Origin of the sequence: Alkaliflexus imshenetskii DSM 15055, from assembly GCF_000517065.1 — a bacterium.
Taxonomy (GTDB): domain Bacteria; phylum Bacteroidota; class Bacteroidia; order Bacteroidales; family Marinilabiliaceae; genus Alkaliflexus; species Alkaliflexus imshenetskii.
On the sequence record NZ_KI912105.1, the window covers coordinates 3,693,909 to 3,711,448 of the forward strand.

The 17,540-nt window shown below is 42.9% G+C and carries 11 protein-coding genes and 4 tRNA genes; 4 read left to right on the plus strand and 11 right to left on the minus strand.

Annotated features, from left to right (window positions below):
• Position 1: 1 nt before the first annotated feature.
• Together ALKIM_RS0115250 and ALKIM_RS0115255 are read right to left on the minus strand one after the other, a co-directional pair.
• Positions 2 to 1,864 carry a peptidase U32 family protein gene (locus ALKIM_RS0115250; protein WP_026475397.1) on the minus strand — a complete coding sequence of 621 codons (1,863 nt, stop codon included), beginning with the start codon at positions 1,862 to 1,864 and terminating at the stop codon, positions 2 to 4.
• Positions 1,840 to 3,297, minus strand: coding sequence for a glycoside hydrolase family 16 protein (locus ALKIM_RS0115255; RefSeq protein ID WP_044118005.1), 1,458 nt, complete (start codon positions 3,295 to 3,297; stop codon positions 1,840 to 1,842). The genes ALKIM_RS0115250 and ALKIM_RS0115255 overlap by 25 nt, the downstream gene beginning before the upstream one ends.
• Positions 3,298 to 3,935: 638 nt before the next feature.
• Here ALKIM_RS0115255 and ALKIM_RS0115260 point away from each other — a divergent pair.
• Positions 3,936 to 4,011, plus strand: a tRNA-Gly gene (locus tag ALKIM_RS0115260).
• 34 nt (positions 4,012 to 4,045) lie between these two features.
• Positions 4,046 to 4,129 (plus strand) — tRNA-Leu (locus ALKIM_RS0115265).
• Positions 4,130 to 4,190: 61 nt separating this feature from the next.
• On the opposite strand, the gene ALKIM_RS0115270 is transcribed toward ALKIM_RS0115265, so the two are convergent.
• The 6 genes from ALKIM_RS0115270 to ALKIM_RS0115295 all read right to left on the minus strand — a co-directional run bounded on the left by ALKIM_RS0115270 (position 4,191) and on the right by ALKIM_RS0115295 (position 12,587).
• A complete protein-coding gene (locus ALKIM_RS0115270; RefSeq protein ID WP_026475399.1) occupies positions 4,191 to 5,138 on the minus strand; it encodes an aldo/keto reductase in 948 nt (315 codons plus the stop codon).
• Between the two features lie 133 nt (positions 5,139 to 5,271).
• Entirely contained in the window at positions 5,272 to 6,945 is a 1,674-nt protein-coding gene (locus ALKIM_RS0115275; RefSeq protein ID WP_084555915.1) for a RagB/SusD family nutrient uptake outer membrane protein, read from the minus strand.
• A 12-nt stretch (positions 6,946 to 6,957) separates the two neighbouring features.
• The gene (locus ALKIM_RS0115280) at positions 6,958 to 10,041 is read right to left on the minus strand and encodes a SusC/RagA family TonB-linked outer membrane protein (protein ID WP_026475401.1); all 3,084 of its coding nucleotides are present in this window, start codon (positions 10,039 to 10,041) and stop codon (positions 6,958 to 6,960) included.
• Positions 10,042 to 10,419: 378 nt separating this feature from the next.
• A complete protein-coding gene (locus tag ALKIM_RS0115285) occupies positions 10,420 to 10,956 on the minus strand; it encodes a nitroreductase family protein (RefSeq protein WP_026475402.1) in 537 nt (178 codons plus the stop codon).
• Between the two features lie 17 nt (positions 10,957 to 10,973).
• A complete protein-coding gene (locus ALKIM_RS0115290; RefSeq protein WP_026475403.1) occupies positions 10,974 to 11,630 on the minus strand; it encodes an NAD-dependent epimerase/dehydratase family protein in 657 nt (218 codons plus the stop codon).
• 75 nt (positions 11,631 to 11,705) lie between these two features.
• Complete coding sequence (locus tag ALKIM_RS0115295) at positions 11,706 to 12,587, minus strand: tetratricopeptide repeat protein (RefSeq protein WP_157363940.1); 882 nt, start codon at positions 12,585 to 12,587, stop codon at positions 11,706 to 11,708.
• A gap of 356 nt (positions 12,588 to 12,943) precedes the next feature.
• On the opposite strand from ALKIM_RS0115295, the gene ALKIM_RS0115300 reads away from it, so the two are divergent.
• Both ALKIM_RS0115300 and ALKIM_RS0115305 read left to right on the plus strand, forming a co-directional pair.
• Positions 12,944 to 13,016, plus strand: a tRNA-Trp gene (locus ALKIM_RS0115300).
• Between the two features lie 14 nt (positions 13,017 to 13,030).
• Positions 13,031 to 13,121: transfer RNA gene (locus ALKIM_RS0115305), tRNA-Ser, on the plus strand.
• A 69-nt stretch (positions 13,122 to 13,190) separates the two neighbouring features.
• On the opposite strand, the gene ALKIM_RS0115310 is transcribed toward ALKIM_RS0115305, so the two are convergent.
• From ALKIM_RS0115310 to ALKIM_RS18855, 3 genes are all read right to left on the minus strand, one after another.
• Entirely contained in the window at positions 13,191 to 13,634 is a 444-nt protein-coding gene (locus tag ALKIM_RS0115310) for a septal ring lytic transglycosylase RlpA family protein (RefSeq protein WP_052345600.1), read from the minus strand.
• A gap of 154 nt (positions 13,635 to 13,788) precedes the next feature.
• Positions 13,789 to 15,846 carry a TonB-dependent receptor gene (locus ALKIM_RS0115315; RefSeq protein ID WP_026475406.1) on the minus strand — a complete coding sequence of 686 codons (2,058 nt, stop codon included), beginning with the start codon at positions 15,844 to 15,846 and terminating at the stop codon, positions 13,789 to 13,791.
• A 235-nt stretch (positions 15,847 to 16,081) separates the two neighbouring features.
• A complete protein-coding gene (locus ALKIM_RS18855; protein ID WP_235714431.1) occupies positions 16,082 to 17,485 on the minus strand; it encodes a PQQ-dependent sugar dehydrogenase in 1,404 nt (467 codons plus the stop codon).
• Positions 17,486 to 17,540: the final 55 nt, after the last annotated feature.

Consider the following 17,540-nt stretch of genomic DNA (forward strand, 5'->3'; position numbering starts at 1 on the left):
TTTATGATTTCAATTGTAGCATTTCTTCGGAAAGTGTGTAGATGTGCATCTCACATTTTTTGCAATCAAACCTGAGTTCGTAGCGTATGTTACCCGAGCGCATGATAAGATTCTCCGGCTTTGCGCCGGGCTTCTCTTTTGGACAGCCGTCGGTGGCATAACGCACGCAATGGCGCGTTGTCATTAAGCGGGCGCCCTCTTTTGGCGAATTTAACTCAAATGCTGGTATGATATTGGATACGCCATGACGCTTGTAAAAGTCCTCAGCAAGGTGATTGGATATGTTGAGCGAGAAGCTCTCCGGCATTTCCGGATAGTGATGACTTGTTGGCTTGATAAAAGATGACGTACGCTGATAATTCTCAATGCGCTTTTGTTGATGCGTTGCGGCCAATTCACGACGCAAAGCGTTGATTACCGACACCGGAATAAAAAGTGGCTGTGATAAATCTATTTTGATGGAGGAAGGCGTAAAAATTGTATTACCCCATTTCGACAACTGTTGATTTATCTGCTCCATGGCTCTCGACGGGTTGTTGGCAGTTTCCTTGTTTAGGCTCTCTTCAATGCATGATGTGATACCATCCTCATCTATAAGCGACAAACTAACTCCACTCCCTGTTTCGCAAAAGGTAACATCAACCGCAATTCGTCGTGTCTCTTTGCTGTTTTCAAGTTCCTTTTCAAACGCGCGGTCATGATTTCGAAACAACGTGGCGCCTGAGAACAACTCCGAAATATTGTCGGCATATATTTTGTTTCCCTCGGCCACATTAATCCTGAAACCGCACAACTGCTTTTCCCGGTTTAAGAAGCATAGTCCGTCACCATTCTGGAGATTTAATCCATCTTCTATAAAGAAGTGATCTTTGTTTACTTTGACTACTCTTCCCAGTTTTTCTCCCAGTGATTTGGGTGTATGCATGGACCAGATATTCTTCTGTCGGCCATTGAGAAAATAGGTTGTAAAACCACGGGAAAAAGATTTCTCGGGTGAAGGTTTAAATGCAGTGGTTACTTGTCCCGATGAACTACGTTGAAGGCCTGGGTTGGCATCAATGATTTTGTCAAGTGCCTTACGGTACCACGCCGTTATGTTTTTTACATAGGCGGCATCTTTAAGGCGTCCTTCAACTTTAAAGCTGGTGATGCCTGCATTTATCAACTCTTTAAGATGATCACTATTGTTTAAATCTTTTAGAGAAATCAGATGCTGGTCTTTGAGTATGGTTTTTCCACCGGCTGTTTCCAGTGAGTAGGGGAGTCTGCACGGTTGGCTGCACTCTCCACGGTTTGCACTTCGTCCGGTGGTGGCGTGGCTCATGTAGCATTGTCCGCTATACGAAACGCATAATGCACCGTGAACAAAGAATTCAAGTGGCACACTTGTTTGTCTGCGTATCTCTTTTATCTCCTCCAGATTGAGTTCGCGTGCTAGCACAACTTGTTGAAAACCAGACTTTTCGAGAAATGCCACTTTCGCAGGCGTGCGATTATCGGTTTGGGTGCTGGCATGAATTTCAATTGGAGGCAAATTCATCTCTAAAATGCCCATGTCCTGAATTATGATGGCATCTACACCAATAGCATACAGTTCATGAATCAACTGTTCAGCTTCTTGCAACTCGTGGTCGTATAGCAGGGTGTTGATAGCTACATATATTCGGGCATTAAAAAGATGGGCATATTGCACCAGTTGGTTAATATCATCCAGACTATTACCGGCTACCTTTCGAGCGCCAAATTTTGGTGCACCAATATAAACGGCATCGGCGCCATGGTCAATGGCTGCGATGCCGCATTCTAAATCTCTGGCCGGAGCCAGTAATTCTATCTGTTTTATTCCTCTTTTTTGCTGTAACATCTTATCCAGTCAATCTCCAGGTTAGCAGTGAGCTGGTTTTCGGCAGGGCTTTCGGGCAATGTGGTGCAAAATACAAGATACATTGGTTCTGAAGGTATAAGTCTGGTTTCGCGATGCACTTCCAGTCCATTTACCTTCCAAATGATGGCCTCTTCTGACCATTCAAGGCTGTAGATGAAAAATTTATCTTTGAATTTTGCACCTGTTATGCGACTGGCTTTTTGCTGTACAACACCCTTGTCATCTGTGATATGTACACCACATTCAAGTGTTTTACCTTTTGTATTTGTTGTCTTGAAAATATCAATCTGTGGGGTCATTTTCTCGCCAACCATCCAAAATGCGTTTATTACAGGACTGCACTGCGAGAAACGCACCTTAGCTTCAAATTTGCCATGTTTTTGCCTGAAACTTTGTCCGGTGCTGATAAGCCCCGAGGTGTACTCAAACTCACGCACGGTGAATCCGTGTCTTGGATCCCACTGTTTGCCTTTAACCGGTTCGCGTCTGGTGGTGATTCTGGCTACGCTGTCGCGCATTTCTATGTTGTCATCTTTAAAAAGCTGTTTTTCGCCTGCCAGTGCATAAGTCTCGTTCATGAGTGCTTTTCCCCAGTAATAACCGGTCATCCACTTATCCTGATTAAGCCTTAAACCGTCAAAATCTTCCTCAAAATTCAATGCCCATTTGCGAATTTCTTTGAAAGGATTATTTTTCTTTTTATCAAGATACCAGATTATCTCCTCATTTTTTTTCAGCGTTTCAAATTCCTGAATCAATTGAGCTTCTTCCGATTTTTTAAAACGTTTTTTGTCTTCCATAAACGCTTTGTGTTCAATAAACTCAGGTGATTCAACGATGGCCTCGAGTTTAAAAAACGTTTGCAAACGCTCGCTGTTTTCCAGTTTTTGAATGGTACGATACTCTGAACTCTTCTCAGTTTTCAGATAAAATTGTATGTCAGAATCTTTTAAAAGTGATTTGTAGCGCTGTTCTTTGGCATAGGCATCACTTTGTTTGTAATCTTTTTGTGCTTTGGACGAATGGTGGGCAGGGGAGTTTACAAACTTCTTTAAATCCTCAAACTCTTTGTAGGTGCTATTGGTCAGAATATGTTTCATCCGGTCAAGTTTGCCTGCCTTGGTAAATTTAAGATAGGATTTAATGTCGGTAGCTCCTGACATTGTTTTATACTGATCCAACTGGCGCCATTGTTCGGTATCTTTATATCTGGCATTTTTTAGATCGCGTACTTTTTTCTCGAATTCCCCTGAATGAATCATGGTGTCGAGCGCGTTATACCGATTCAGAAGTTCTGATTTCTCAAAATTGGTAAACCTTTCAAAGTCATTTCTTTCTTTGTTAAGGATTGCTTCATATTTTTTTGTTGAAACAAATTTGCTTCCAAATTGTATTCCGAATATGGTGGCCATGTTTAACGTTTTAATTTAGGTGTTGCGTTTGGTTACGTAAATGGTTAAAAAGAGTTTGGAATTTTAAGGTGGAAAAATAAGAAATTTTCATCAGATATTGCTAAAAGCACGGAAGTTGTTCTGAATATTTATATCGGTAAATGATTTTGTTGGGATGGTGCAGAATCTTAAATTGTCACAATTCATCCCTATAAGCATCAAGGAAGTCCTCAGAGTACGATATATCTTGTTCTGATTGTTGAAATTTTTTTATTTTCAACAAGTTTTAGTAACTGGTTTAATTCAATTGGTATAATATGATATAGACGTGAAGCGTGTTATGTTTTAGACAGATAGAGTGGTTTAGAATGAAAATTAGATTGTTCTTAATTTCTCTTAAATCATATCTCTCAGTCTAAACATCTAAAATCTAACATCTAAAAATTAGGCATATATAAAGATTACTGTTCTGAGTTTTTCGAGTAGTTTTTTGAGTTTTATTCATGAGCAGAAATCTTTTGAGTGAATCACCATTATTTGTTTGATTTTGGATGAGCAATATTATCAGATTGTTGCATGTATTGATGATTTTTAGGGAATTTTTTTTGAGGCAAAAGGTTTTGTGATTACTAAAAATTTATACCTTTGCAATCGCAAATGCGAAAGTAGCTCAGTTGGTAGAGCACGACCTTGCCAAGGTCGGGGTCGCGGGTTCGAGTCCCGTCTTTCGCTCCAAATTACTCAAAGGAGTTTTTTAAATGTATTTATTGCCCAGATGGTGAAATTGGTAGACACGCCAGCTTGAGGGGCTGGTGCCGGTTACGGTGTGCAAGTTCGAGTCTTGTTCTGGGCACAAAAAGGCCCTTGAATCATAACGTTTCAAGGGCTTTTTTTATGTTACTATCCCCAATTGATTAATCCCATTCGGGAAATTGCGTGGTGTGAAGATCCAGTTTGGATATCATCGCCATCTCATCTCTATCAAGCTCAAAATCAAAAATGTTCAGGTTTTCAGCCATGTGTGCCTTATCTGATGTGCGCGGTATGGCTATGATACCTCTTTGGTAATGCCACCTTAGACTAATCTGTGCGTTGGTTTTTTTATGTTTTTTCCCAATCGAAGCCAAAACTTCATTCGTAAACATTCCGTTGCGGCCTTGTGCAAAAGGTGACCAGGCTTCAAGTTTTATATCGTGTTGTTTTAAGTATTGATGGGCATCGGGCTGCTGAAAAAATGCGTGTGTCTCAATTTGGTTTACCGCCGGTTTTATGCTACATGTTTCTAAGATCTCATTCAATTGATGTGGTTCAAAGTTGCTGACGCCTATCGCTTTAATCCTGCCTTCCAAATAGAGCTCCTCCATAGCGCGCCATGAGCCCTTCACATCGCCTCGTGGACGGTGGATTAGATAAAGATCCAGATAATCCAAACCCAGTTTATTTAATGATGTTTCAAATGCTTTTTTTGTTTTTTCATAGCCGGAATCATCTACCCAAACTTTTGAGGTTACAAATAGCTTTTCACGTGCTATGCCACTGCGCTTAATGCCTGCTCCTACTGCTTCTTCATTGTTGTAGATGGTGGCTGTATCAATAAGTCGGTATCCGAGTGCGATGGCATCTGATACACATTTTTCACCAACCGACCCTGTTAGATACAACGTGCCGAAACCCAAAATAGGCATCTTTACACCGTTGTTAAGGGTTACTGACTCTATGGCAACGGATTTTGCGGGACTGGTGGCTGATCCGTGCATCTTATGAATACCAAATGTGGCAATCAGTGCAGTGGCAGAAAGTTTGACACTTGTTTGTAAGAACTCACGTCGGTTAACTCTTTTTGTCTGAGGAGTATGTTTCATGATAGTTTGGATATGTGAGGTAACTCTGGTTTTATGCTATCTACGAATATAGCAAAATATTCTTTCGTGGGGCAAAAGAAAAAGAGCACCCCGAATTGGAGTGCCCTCTTTTTGTAAATAATTATGATGAAGTTTAATTGCCTGAACTGTAGCCAGGATTTTGAGTTAACCCCTGGTTTAGTATGATGGCATCTTCAGGAATCGGACGATATACTTTGTTTTGTCCGTCTAACCCTCTGAAAGCGCTTTCGCCAATGGGTCGGATATTTGGGTTGTGAGCAACACAAAGTTCAATCAGTTTTTTGGTGCGTCGCAGTTCTGGCCAACGCAGGTATTCACCTGCAAATTCTTTGGCACTCTCTTGCAAGAGTCGGTTCAGCGTCATTTCTGCTGATGTGATTTCGGCGAGTGAACCACCTGATTTCGAGTTACCTGGTCTGTTTCGTACGGCATTGATTTTATCGGCTGCCTGTTGAGGTTGTGATAACCCTAAATATGCTTCAGCAGCAATGAAGTAGGTTTCGGCCAATCGGGCCAGCACGATGTCCCTTGAACTTGAAGAGGTTGACCATCTTTGGTTAGAGGGGTCATCAAACTTTTTAATGATGGGATATGCACCATCAAAGTTTATGGGAGTCATCCAATCGCTCTCATTCACCGGGAATGGATAGATGGTAGTATTGGCACGGTTCGCCGGATCTTCGTTGCGCCATGCCTCGGTATCAGTTTCTGTCCAGGCGCCATTCCATTTTCTGGGATAGTACCAGTCGATGGGCGTATTGGCAAGTTGATCGGCAGTTCTTTCATAGTAATAGAAGTATCGCTGATACACTTTACGCATAAATGTGGCATCGTAGCGGGCGTCGTCCTCTTCGAACAAGCTGTGAAGGTACCATGTGGGGAAGAAGTTAGTATCTGAATATTTATGTCCTCTCTCGGGTCCTCCCAGGTAAGGGCCAAACAGTGCTTGTTGCATATTACCTGAAGTTTCTGGGTTTGGCATTGAATTCAGGTGATACTGTACGGCAAAAATAACTTCTTCATTGTTTTGATTGGCAGGGCTCCACAAAGTTTCAAACGGAATGCTGATGGCTTGTGATGCTATGGCAGCTTCAGCATAATCCTTTGCTTTGGTGAAATCGGCCTGACTGTTTAAATCGTAGGCACGCGTAAGATATACCTTTGCCAGATAGTGACGCACCACCCGCTGGTCAACACGACCTTTGGGATTGGCGGTTGCAGGCAAGTCATTTATAATGGCCTCCATTTCGGCGATGATGAAATTGTAGGTGTCACTCAAACTGGCTCTTGGCATGTTGACACGTGGGGCATCGGTCATCACATCATTTATGGCCACACCGCCAAACTGCTCAAGTAGCAGAAAGTGATAGAATGCTCTCAGAAATCTAAGCTCAGCCTGTCGTGTGCGCAGTGTTGCCGCATTCATGTCAGGTCCTTTGTCGGCATAAAACAGACCCGTATTGGCAACTTGTATGCCTGCATAAGCAAGTTGATAAAAATCTCTAACAGAGCCATTGTTGGCTTCGAGCACGTCGTAACGTTGGATGCCGTGGTTGTCGTCGCGACGACTGATTTGGTACATATCGGTACCGGCTACCAGCAACCAGGGCTGACTGCCAAACATGGTTCGCAATGATGAATAGGTAGCTGTTACCAGGGTTTCAAATCCGTCCGCAGTACTATAAAATTCGTCTGAGGTAATCCCCCCTTTGTTGTCTTCGTTGAGAAAGTCACTACAGGCCGACAACACGAAAGTCAGGGATAATAAATATATTAGTTTCTTCATGTCTCTTTTATTTTAGAATTTAACATTAACGCCAAACTGGTAAGTGACGTTGGCAGGGCCGTTACCATTTTCCAAACTTACATGGGCATATTCAGGATCGTATCCCTCATGGTCGGTCCAAACAAATGGGTTTAATATATTCATATATACCCGCATGGAGGCTATTTTAGCTCTGTCAATCAGCTCTTTGGGCAGCGTGTAGCCCAAGGTGATGTTTTTCACTTTCACAAACGAGGCATCGGTATAGTAGGCGTTACTTCCATAATATGGGCCAGCAAGACCTGGTGCAGGGTACTTTTGTGAGTAATGGCCAGTGGTGGTTATCCAGTTCAGGTTTTCATCAAATCTGGGTAGTCCTGCGGGGATGTAATAGTCCATATTGATTTTGGAACGACCACGGTCGCCCACAAAGCCAAATTCACGTAAAAATGGGCTATCAACCAATACTCCCTGATGGGTGAAAATGTTAAATGAGAAGTCGAAATTTTTGTAGTTAAGTGTTGATGAAAAGCTTCCAATCCATTTTGGGTCTGGCGAACCCAGAACGGCCATATCTTCGTCGGCAGTAATGAAGCCATCATCGTTAAGGTCACGAGCAATGGCGCGTCCTTCAACAGCCTGATAGCCTGTTACTCTTGCTGCTGGTAAGGCTGCAATGGCATCCGGCGTCCACACACCATCGAACACATAGTCATAGATAACATTTATGGGCTGTCCGATGAATCTTCTTTCACCAACCACATCTTTCTTCTCACCATAAAGGCTTATAATCGCATTCTTATTACGTGAATAGGTGAAGTTGGTGGTCCACTGCAAATCACGTGTATTGACGTTCACTGTGTTCAACCCAATTTCGATACCTTTGTTACTTACCGAACCAATGTTGTCTATCATGCTAACCACACCCGATTCGATGGCAAGCAGTCGCGGCATCAGCAGGCCGTCAGACAATTTGTCGTACCAGTCAATTGTACCATTGATACGGTTATTCAGAAAGCCATAGTCCAGACCAATGTTGTACTCTCTGGTTTTTTCCCACGAAAGGGCCACGTTAACCGGATCACCTGGGGCGAATCCGCTCACCACATTACCGTTGTAGTCGTAATATACCAAACTTCCGTATTTGGGAGTCAATTGGGTTCCAAATGGATTTACACCGTAGTTGTTGCCGGTATATCCGTAACTGAGTCTAAGTTTCAGGTTCGACAACCAATTGGCACCTGTCATAAAATCTTCTTCTGATAATCTCCAGGCTAAGGCAAAGGATGGGAAAGCATCCCATTTGTCGGCCAACTTGGAGCTTCCGTCATATCTGATGGTTGCTGTAGCAAGATATTTACCCATATAGGAGTAGTTTACCCTGGCTGCATATGAGAGCAATGATGTTTCTGAATATGCAGAACCTGATCTTCCTGGCAGCAAAGTACCTGAACCAATGTTATACCATTGCGAATCATAAGGCAGTCGCTCAGCACCTACATTTGAGCTTTCGTAGCGGGTTGCATACACACTGTTGATAAGCGTGGTGTTAATTGTGTGTGCGCCTATGCTGTGTCTGTAGTTCAATACGTTATCCCATGTGTAATCAAACCATTCTTTGTTTTCCTGAAATGCAAGAGAGTTTGAGCGGCCACCCAGAATTGCACCATAATAGGCACCGGTTCGCAATCTGGTGAAACGCGGAGCCAGAGTGGTTTTGAATTCTAACCCGTCAACTGGTGTGATGCTTACAAAAATGTTACCCAACACATCGTATCTTCTGTCTTCCCGAGTTCCGTTGTCTATTTCGGCGAGGGGGTTTGGCGAACTGGTAAAACCGCCCGTTCCCTGTATGCCAGCTGCACTACCCGGTTGGGGTACCAGATTGCCGTCTGCATCATAGGCAGGAGTTAAAGGATTTTGGCGGAAACCATCGCGGTATCCCCACTCACTTCCCTGAGAATTTTCTGTGAGCGTCAGGCTTAATGAGCCACCTGCCGAGAAGAATCTTGATGCTTTGTGAGAGGCACTCAGCTTAATGTTGTATTTGTCGAGATATTCCCTCAAAAAGTTTCCTTCTTCATTTTGGTAGCCAACTCCAATCACATAGGAGATGTCACTTGCATTGCCGGCAAGCGTAAGGTAATGGTTTTGTTGCTTTCCATTTTGGGTTACCAGTGACGGCCAGTCGGTATAGTCGCGGTTGAGCAACCGTTGACGTAGAAAGTCACTGTTTTGCAGAATGATATTTCTGTCGTTATCAGGCATGAAGAAACCTTGAGTGGCATTATACTGATAATATCGAGATGTTCGCCAATCTACAAATTCACGGCCATCCATCCAGTCGGGCATCCGAGCTATCTGACGCACGCCATAGTAGCCATCATAGGAAATGATGGTTTGTCCCTGACGCACTTCCCCAGCATTTTTGGTTTGTACAATTACCACTCCGTTAGATGCTCTTGAGCCATATATTGCTGTGGATGAGGCATCTTTAAGAATATCAATCCGTTCAATATCTGACGGGTTCAGAAAATTGATGTTGTCGGTTACCACACCATCAACCACATACAATGGTTCACCGGCTTCAAAAGAGTTCTGGCCACGTATTTGAATATTGAATCCGCCACCAGCACGCGCAGAGTTGGAGGTAATATTCACCCCCGGTACAACGCCCTGAAGCGCCGCAACGGCCGAGGTGGTTCCTCTGCCTTGCAGTGTGCCACCTTCAACAGAACCGATGGAGCCGGTCAGGTCACTGCGCCGCATCACACCGTAACCAATGGCAACTACTTCATCCAATCCAATAAAAGCTTCGGTAAGTACCACATTAATGGTTGATTGATTCCCAACCAAAACGGTTTGGTCGTTAAACCCTATAAATGAAAAGACCAGATTGGCAGTCTGGGGGTTTTCAACCGTTAGGGAGTAGTTTCCATCAATATTTGTGACAGTACCCGTTACGGTTCCTTCTATAATTACGTTGACACCAGGCAGCGGATAACCGCCGGTATCGGTTACATTCCCGCTAACCGTGCGGGATGTTTGGGCTATTGATATTGCAGATATCATTATAATACCTGCTAAAGCCATACTTCTAATAAGCGTTTTTCTCATTACTTTTTGGTTTTAAGTTGATATGCTGATATTTTTAAGTATGTGTGCTTTATTTCCGGGTTTCGGTTTTTTTTGACGCACGTTAACTTTTCTTTGCAATTTTAACGGCTTTATAACAAAGTGGTGAGTGATTAATTAACTGAAAAAGGCTGATGATTTATCAGATAGGTAGTTTATAATTGTTTCTATTTGTCTGTATATTAGAAGAAAGATAAAATGTGTGCGTTCTAATGGCAATATGTGGCAGGTGTTTTTTTGAGTTCTTTTAGCAAAAAAAATGTTGGCATACATTAAATGTTGTTTGATTTTAAGTACAAAAAAAGACGACACACTTTCATGTTCGTCTTGGTGGATACTTTTCAATGAAAAGTTGCAATTCTAATCCTGGCTGAATCGGTTGTGATGAATTCTTTCGTTCAGGAGTTCTGCATCAGAGTATGCAGCCCGTTCTTTTGCTTTATAACCTATTGCTATGATGGAGGCTACTTCTAAATTGGCTGGTATGTTTAGAATCTTCTTTATGTAATCGCTTGCTGTTAACTGTTCATCGTGAGCACGTAAACGCACCTGCACCCAAGTTGAGCCCAATCCAATACTTTCAACAGTCATTTGAAGCAGAATAGCTGCTATGGCGCAATCTTCAACCCAAACATCACTCTTTTCCATATCTCCTACGATCACAACAGCCAGAGGGGCGCCCGACATAAACGAGGCACCATGTGGCTTGCAGGTTGATAGAAGTCTGATGGTTTCAACATCATCTACAAATATAAAATCCCACGGACGATTGTTTTTCGAGGATGGCGACCAGAGCAGAGCCTTTGCCAGTTGTGCTGTTTTATCCGTTTCGATGGCACGGGGCAGGAAAGAACGGCAACTGCGGCGGTGTTGAATTAATTCCAATAAGGTTTTCATTGTGCAATTGGATCGTATTATTCAATGGGTAAATGTTGGGCTAACTTATGAAGTTCATCACATTCAAAAATATGACTGGGCGGTTGGTTTACAGCCACATAAATCATTGTTTTTGCCACTGTTTTTGCGCTTATGGGTTTGTATTTTAGTAGCTTACCTATAAACATGAAATTAAACAACGGCATTATTTTTTGTGCAATATTTTCGCCGGCTCTTTTTTCGCTGCGTTGCCCCAGTAACAATGCAGGGCGCATAATGTACAGGCGCTGAAATTCCAAATTCAACAACTTCTCTTCGGCTCTTCCTTTGGTGCGCAGATAGAAGTTTCTACTTCTGGCGTTGGCTCCTGTGGAGCTTACCAATACAAATGTTTTAACTCCTTGCAGCCGTGCCTTTTGTGCCACTGTGAAGACACTGTGAAGATCTACTTTTTCAAATTCTCTTTGCGATCCGGCCTTTTTGATTGTAGTGCCCAAACAGCAAAAAACAACATCGGTATTGTCGGGGATTACAATGTTGTTGGTAGCAAATGGCAAGTGTATTACCTTGTTTGGCAGGCTCTCTGGCTCTGTGCGAGATGCCGCATGAATTTTTGAGAATCTGGAATCTTGTGATAATACTTCAACCAAATGACTTCCGGTTAATCCAGTTGAGCCAAATATTACTGCATGCATAATTTGTCTGTTTGCCGTTACTTCAATAGAAATTTGGTTGAGTTATATTTCACCCAGTGCATTACGTGAACCCAATTATTCACCTAAAAGTTGATCAATTCTTGCAGCTTCGGCTCGCATCTCCAATCTCAGATAGGTGTTTTTAAGATACCTCATGTAGTTTTTGTTGTCAGGTGAAATCTCATGAAGTTTGATGAATAGGTCGCGGGCAGTGCGGTAGTCAGCCGAGATATGTCTCAATTCTCTTCGCAGGTAAGCGTAGGTCGTAAAATTGGGATCACGGTTATACTTTGTCATTTCTTCCTGGTACCGCTTTTCGGCATGTTCGTAATAATGTCTGGCCTTTACAAACAAAGCATCCTGATGGTTTGGTTTAGTTTTCAGAATCTCTTCGGCAAAACTCAACGCTTCTGCTTGTTTGCCTTCTGCAACAATGCCGGCCAAACGCGTGGATAAAAGCATCTCGTTGGATGTGGGCGTTATTTTATTCCATAGCAGGGTTGCGGCATTGTGATTTCCTCGTTCTGTCTCCATCACAAAAAGTCTTTCAACTACTTTTTGGTGGTAATCACTTCCCGATATTGCTGGAAGATATTTAGTCCAGTGCTGGTATTCCAATCCTGGCTCTCCGGTTTTACTATAGCTGATGCCTAAAAACTCAATTGCTTCGGTATCAGGTGCCAGATTGTCAACTGAGGAGAGATAACGCATGGCTTGTCCATATTTTTGAACCTGAAACGCTGCTTTTCCTGCAATAATTTTGTGTCTATCTTCAATGGGCTGATTGTTATTGATGGTTGTGGCTTCGAGTCTGTCAAAGTATTGTATGGTCTGCTCAAAATCGCCTCGCGCAAATGCTTCTTCCATTGATGCCTCAATGTTCGTAATTTTTGATGTGGTGCCACAGGCAGTCAGAAATCCAATTGCAATTAAAAAAAATCCCGCTATTAACTTCATTGTGTTTTGTTCAAATTTTAAAACTAGCATTTCCTTATTTGATGTGTTATTTATAAAATTATCATTGAAAAGGAGGTGTGTAAAGATGTCATGTTGACGCTTCAAATACCATACTCGCTCTGTGGTTTTCAATGTCAAATATCGTACCTCTTTGCAAATATAAGCATTTGAAAAGGAATCAAAGAAATTACAATTGGCAAGGTATTTCAAAATACCACACTGAACCGTTGTCTGGAAGCTAAAGTATTGCATTTGCCTTAAACTGTAATTCAGGATGTTAAGTTTTTGCTTGAAAATATTGGCTTTTTATTTGTTATGATACCGGTAAATATTCTATTTTTGCAGCACAATTAAACACGGGTGTAGCTCAGTTGGTAGAGCACTGGTCTCCAAAACCAGGTGTCGGGAGTTCGAGTCTCTCCTCCCGTGCTTTTTTTGAATCAGGAGAGTTGGCCGAGTGGTCGAAGGCGCACGCCTGGAAAGTGTGTAAACCTCAAAAGGGTTTCGAGGGTTCGAATCCCTCACTCTCCGCCAGAAACGGTCTCTATTACTTCAAAGATAAGAGTAGAGAAGAAAATTAAACCGCACATTAGATGAATACTTCTAATCGTGCGGTTCTATTATTTCCAGCTTAACGAAAATTACGCCCCTGTTTTTGCTGCTTATGGCATTAAAGGCCGATATCGAGAGATCGATTATTCTCCCCTTAACAAACGGACCTCTGTCGTTAATTATAACCTCAGCACTTCGCGTACTTTCCATGCAGGTTACTCTTACTTTTGTTCCGAGTGGCAATGTTCTATGCGCCGCGGTGAATAACTCATGACGATAGACCGCACCCGAAGCAGTGCGTTTCCCCACAAAATAGTCGGCATAATATGATGCTCTGCCATACTCTGGCTGGGTTGTATCCACTTCTATTTCAGGTTCTTTGCCGGATGGGAATATCAGAGCCGCAATGGCCATAATAAGCATGATAAGCAGTGCCTTTTGCATCAGTGGTGTGCTAAAAACTTTTTCGTTTATCTCTTTTAACGCTTCTATCATACAAAGTGCATGTCGTTTTGAAGGCCTTACACAAGAATAAGATTCATGTCCAGAGCTGTTTATCAAAACGATTATATGGTATTTTGGTTACAAATCGGATGCCATTTTATTTCATTAAGTCACTGTTTAATCCTAATTTATAAAACACGAGGCACTAAATTGTTATTCTGATGCCTAAGAGCCAATTTCTTGGGTTGCCCGGATAGTAGTATCGCGGCAGAGCATTGCCAAAGGATGGGGCATTTACCAGCAACATGGAAGCGTGCTCACGATTAAACAAGTTGCGCACACCGGAGATTATCTGCAGCTCATTAATAAGCTTCAACTTCCGAGTGAAGGTGGCCGTGATGTCAACCAACTCGTGACCGGGGTAGGTGAGGGAATTGGCATCGTTCAGAAACTGCTTATTTATATGGCTGAAGTTTAAGATGAATCCCAATCCTATGGGGGTTGATGCTGAAATATTTATGTTTAAGATTGAAGTGGGCAGACCTGGCAACTTTTTATCACTGTAGTTGGTTTCATCCTGAATGAAATGACTAAAACGGTTCTTCATCAGGGTATAGTTTCCTGACAACACCAGCTCATTTGGATTTGATTGGATTGATTTAATCAGATACCATTTCAGTTGCGTCTCCACTCCCGAATGGTTGGTTCTCCCGGCATTCTCTCCATAAAACACATCTTCGGCGTCACGGCGTGTCATCAAAAGGTTTTTCACCCTTATGTTGTAGGCTGTCACATCCAGTAACACGCGATCGTTGAGAAGTGCTTTACGGATTCCGGCTTCAACATTGAAACCCTCCTCTGGTTTCAGCTCACGGTTTATGCTGCCATCGGGTAACAGCGCTTCTTCCGATGAGGGTGCAGAGAATCCGTGACCTGCAGTGGCAAACAGATACGTGTTTGGTGTAATGCGCTGGTTGATGCCTATTCGTGGCGAAAGAACAGGCGAGTAGGTGTGGTTCTGTGACTGTTCTGCTCCTTCGCTGGTTCGGTACCTCAACTCATGAAAGTTTATTCCCGTCAAAAAAAGGGTAGATGATGATAGCTCTGTTTCATAATGCAGGAAAAAATTGTAGTAATAGCGAATTTCATCTGCAACCGATAGTTGATTTCCGGCATTCCCCTGTATGGTCTCAAAAATCTGCCAGTTATAAACTTCTCGAAAATATTCCAATCCTCCCGACAGTGCATGTTTGTTTCTCCGCCACATCAGGTTTTCACGAAAACCGATGGTTTTGGTCTCCTCAACCAGTATGTTGAACGGGCGTGATTCGTATGCATCATTATAAATGCCATATAGTGAAAGTCTGTTTTCAAGGTAGGGATTAATCAGCGTGATAAAGGTCAGACCTGCTTGCCACTTTTCGTATGATTGGAACCCCTGTATGTTTTTCCAATTAGCAGCTGCTGACTTTGGATTTGCTTGATAGGTAGGATGGTCAATTGAACTTGGGATGCGTGCAAATAAATCCACATGATTGAGCAGCAAACGTATTGTATGGTTACCCAGTTTTTTGTTTCCGGTTAAAAGCAGATTGGAACGCTCATATTGGCTGTTTTCTCTATAACCATCTGAAGTGGTACGCGAAAATAGGGTGCTAAAGGATTGGTGGCTGCTACCGTATGATACACCTGCACCTTTTCGCCAAAGGTTAAATGAACCGCTCTCTGCCACAGCTTTTCCCTGCCATCCATTTTCAACAGTGGGTGGACTAATAACAATCACTCCTCCTAACCCAGGTCCGTACAAGGCTGAAGAGGGACCTTTTATCACTTCTATCTGTCCCATTCCACCCATATCCAAATCTTCAACGATGGTTGCACCGTCGCCCGAAGTGAGCGGAATTTCGCCAAACCATGCTTTGATACGGTTAGATGCGTAAGGTGTTCTGCTGCCTATACCTCTAATGGTAAGCCTGGCAGTATTCAGTGCGCCCGATTGCATGTACAGCCCTGGAACCTGATCAAGTACGGGCTTTATATCAATTTGTTGACTGTTTTTTAGCGTACTGGCTGGTATATAAGTGATGTTGCCAGGCAATGCTCCAATTTTTCTTGGGAAAGGTGTGGCTGTGATTGTAATTTCCTCCAGCTCCTTTGTGGTATGAGATTTTATACTGAGTGTGTCATTGATGACATTGATTGTTGCAGCATTTGCAATAGTGCCAACCAGCAACAGAACCAATAGGATTAATGTTTGATACATACGATTTGTTTGCTTTTATATAACACAAAAGCTCAAAGATAACTTGAACTTTGAGCCTTTGTGGTGGTATAGTGTTTATATTTAATCGATTAACTTGTGCTTTTATCTGGTAAAGCGTACAAAATTCAGATGCAATTAAGCGATTCTTTAAATTCAGATACACCGTTCCATCTAAACTATTACTCCTTTATATACTTAAATGACTACTGAAAATAAATATGCTCATGAATAATGTTTACTGGTTCACTGGTGTCAATCTGAAAATTACTCCCGGATTTTCAACAGCCACATAAACCAGTCCATCAGGCCCCATATCCACATTTCTGACTCTGCCAATTTCCCGCAATAAAATCTCCTGATGCACGACCTTATTGCCTTCAATCTCGTTGCGCACCAAATAGCGGAAGCTAAGTGAGCCTGTCAGTATGCTGTTGTTCCATGCTTTAAAGGGCTCACCGGTCACAAAGGTCATGCCGCATGGAGCAATAGATGGCGTCCACTCAATAATGGGTTGTTCCATTCCTTCTTTTTCGGTAATTTCTGTGATAATGGTTCCATCGTAGTTAATACCATAGGAGATTACCGGCCAGCCATAATTGAGTCCTTTGTGAATGATGTTGAGTTCATCTCCTCCACGTGGACCATGCTCATGAGACCATAAAACGCCTGTTTCGGGATGTTTAACCAATCCCTGTGGATTGCGGTGTCCGTAAGACCAGATGGTTGGCATGGCACCAATAGTCTGAAGGAATGGGTTGTCCTCCGGGATGTTTCCATCCTGTGTTATTCGGTGTATCTTGCCCGCGTGGTTGCTTAAGTCCTGTGCATTGGCCATGTGTCCGCGATCTCCAATGGAGAAATATAGATAACCATCATTGCCAAATACCATACGGCTGCCAAAGTGAACACCATTTCTTGTGTCGGGGAGTCCTTTAAAAAGCTCTTCTTTGTCGATAAGCCTATTGCCATCCAGCCGTGCCCGCATAATGGCTGTATTACCACCTTGCATCGGGCCGCCGGCACCAAATGTGGAGTAGGCCAGATATATCCAGCCATTGGTGCGATAGTCGGGGTGCAATCTGATATCCATTAATCCTCCCTGACCGTGTGCATAAATGGGTGGTAAACCCTCTATCATGCTAAGAAACACACCATCGCGAAAGCGAAACAGATGACCACTGCGTTCGGCCACCAGCATGTCGCCATTTGGTAGCCACAACATGCCCCAAGGTACATCCAGTCCGGAAATTATCGTATCAACACGGAAAGCAATCTTCTCTGATTGCTGAACGCTGCCTATCACAGGGCGATAATCGTGCGTCAGACTCCGGTCTTTAATATCAGTGAGGATATAGGCCGAGAGGTCTTTTATCTCTTTTTCGGATAGCACATGACCAAAGGCAGGCATCCCCGATAGAAGGTCGCCATCGCGTATTACGGCCATCATCTCCTCCATGGGGGTGTTGAAAAGAGCTTCCCGGTCATCGCGCGAGAAGCGCTCCATGTTTAGCCCATGGCACGATGCGCAATAACGTTCATAGTTGGCGATGGCCAACACTTTATCGGTCACTTTTAGGTCGAATGCCGAAGTATGGTTGTCGGAACAACGTGAGGCTGTGATAAGCCAGAATATTGCCATAAAAATGGCAATTGTTAAAAATGAAATCTGGTCGCGGTGATTCATAGACGATTTT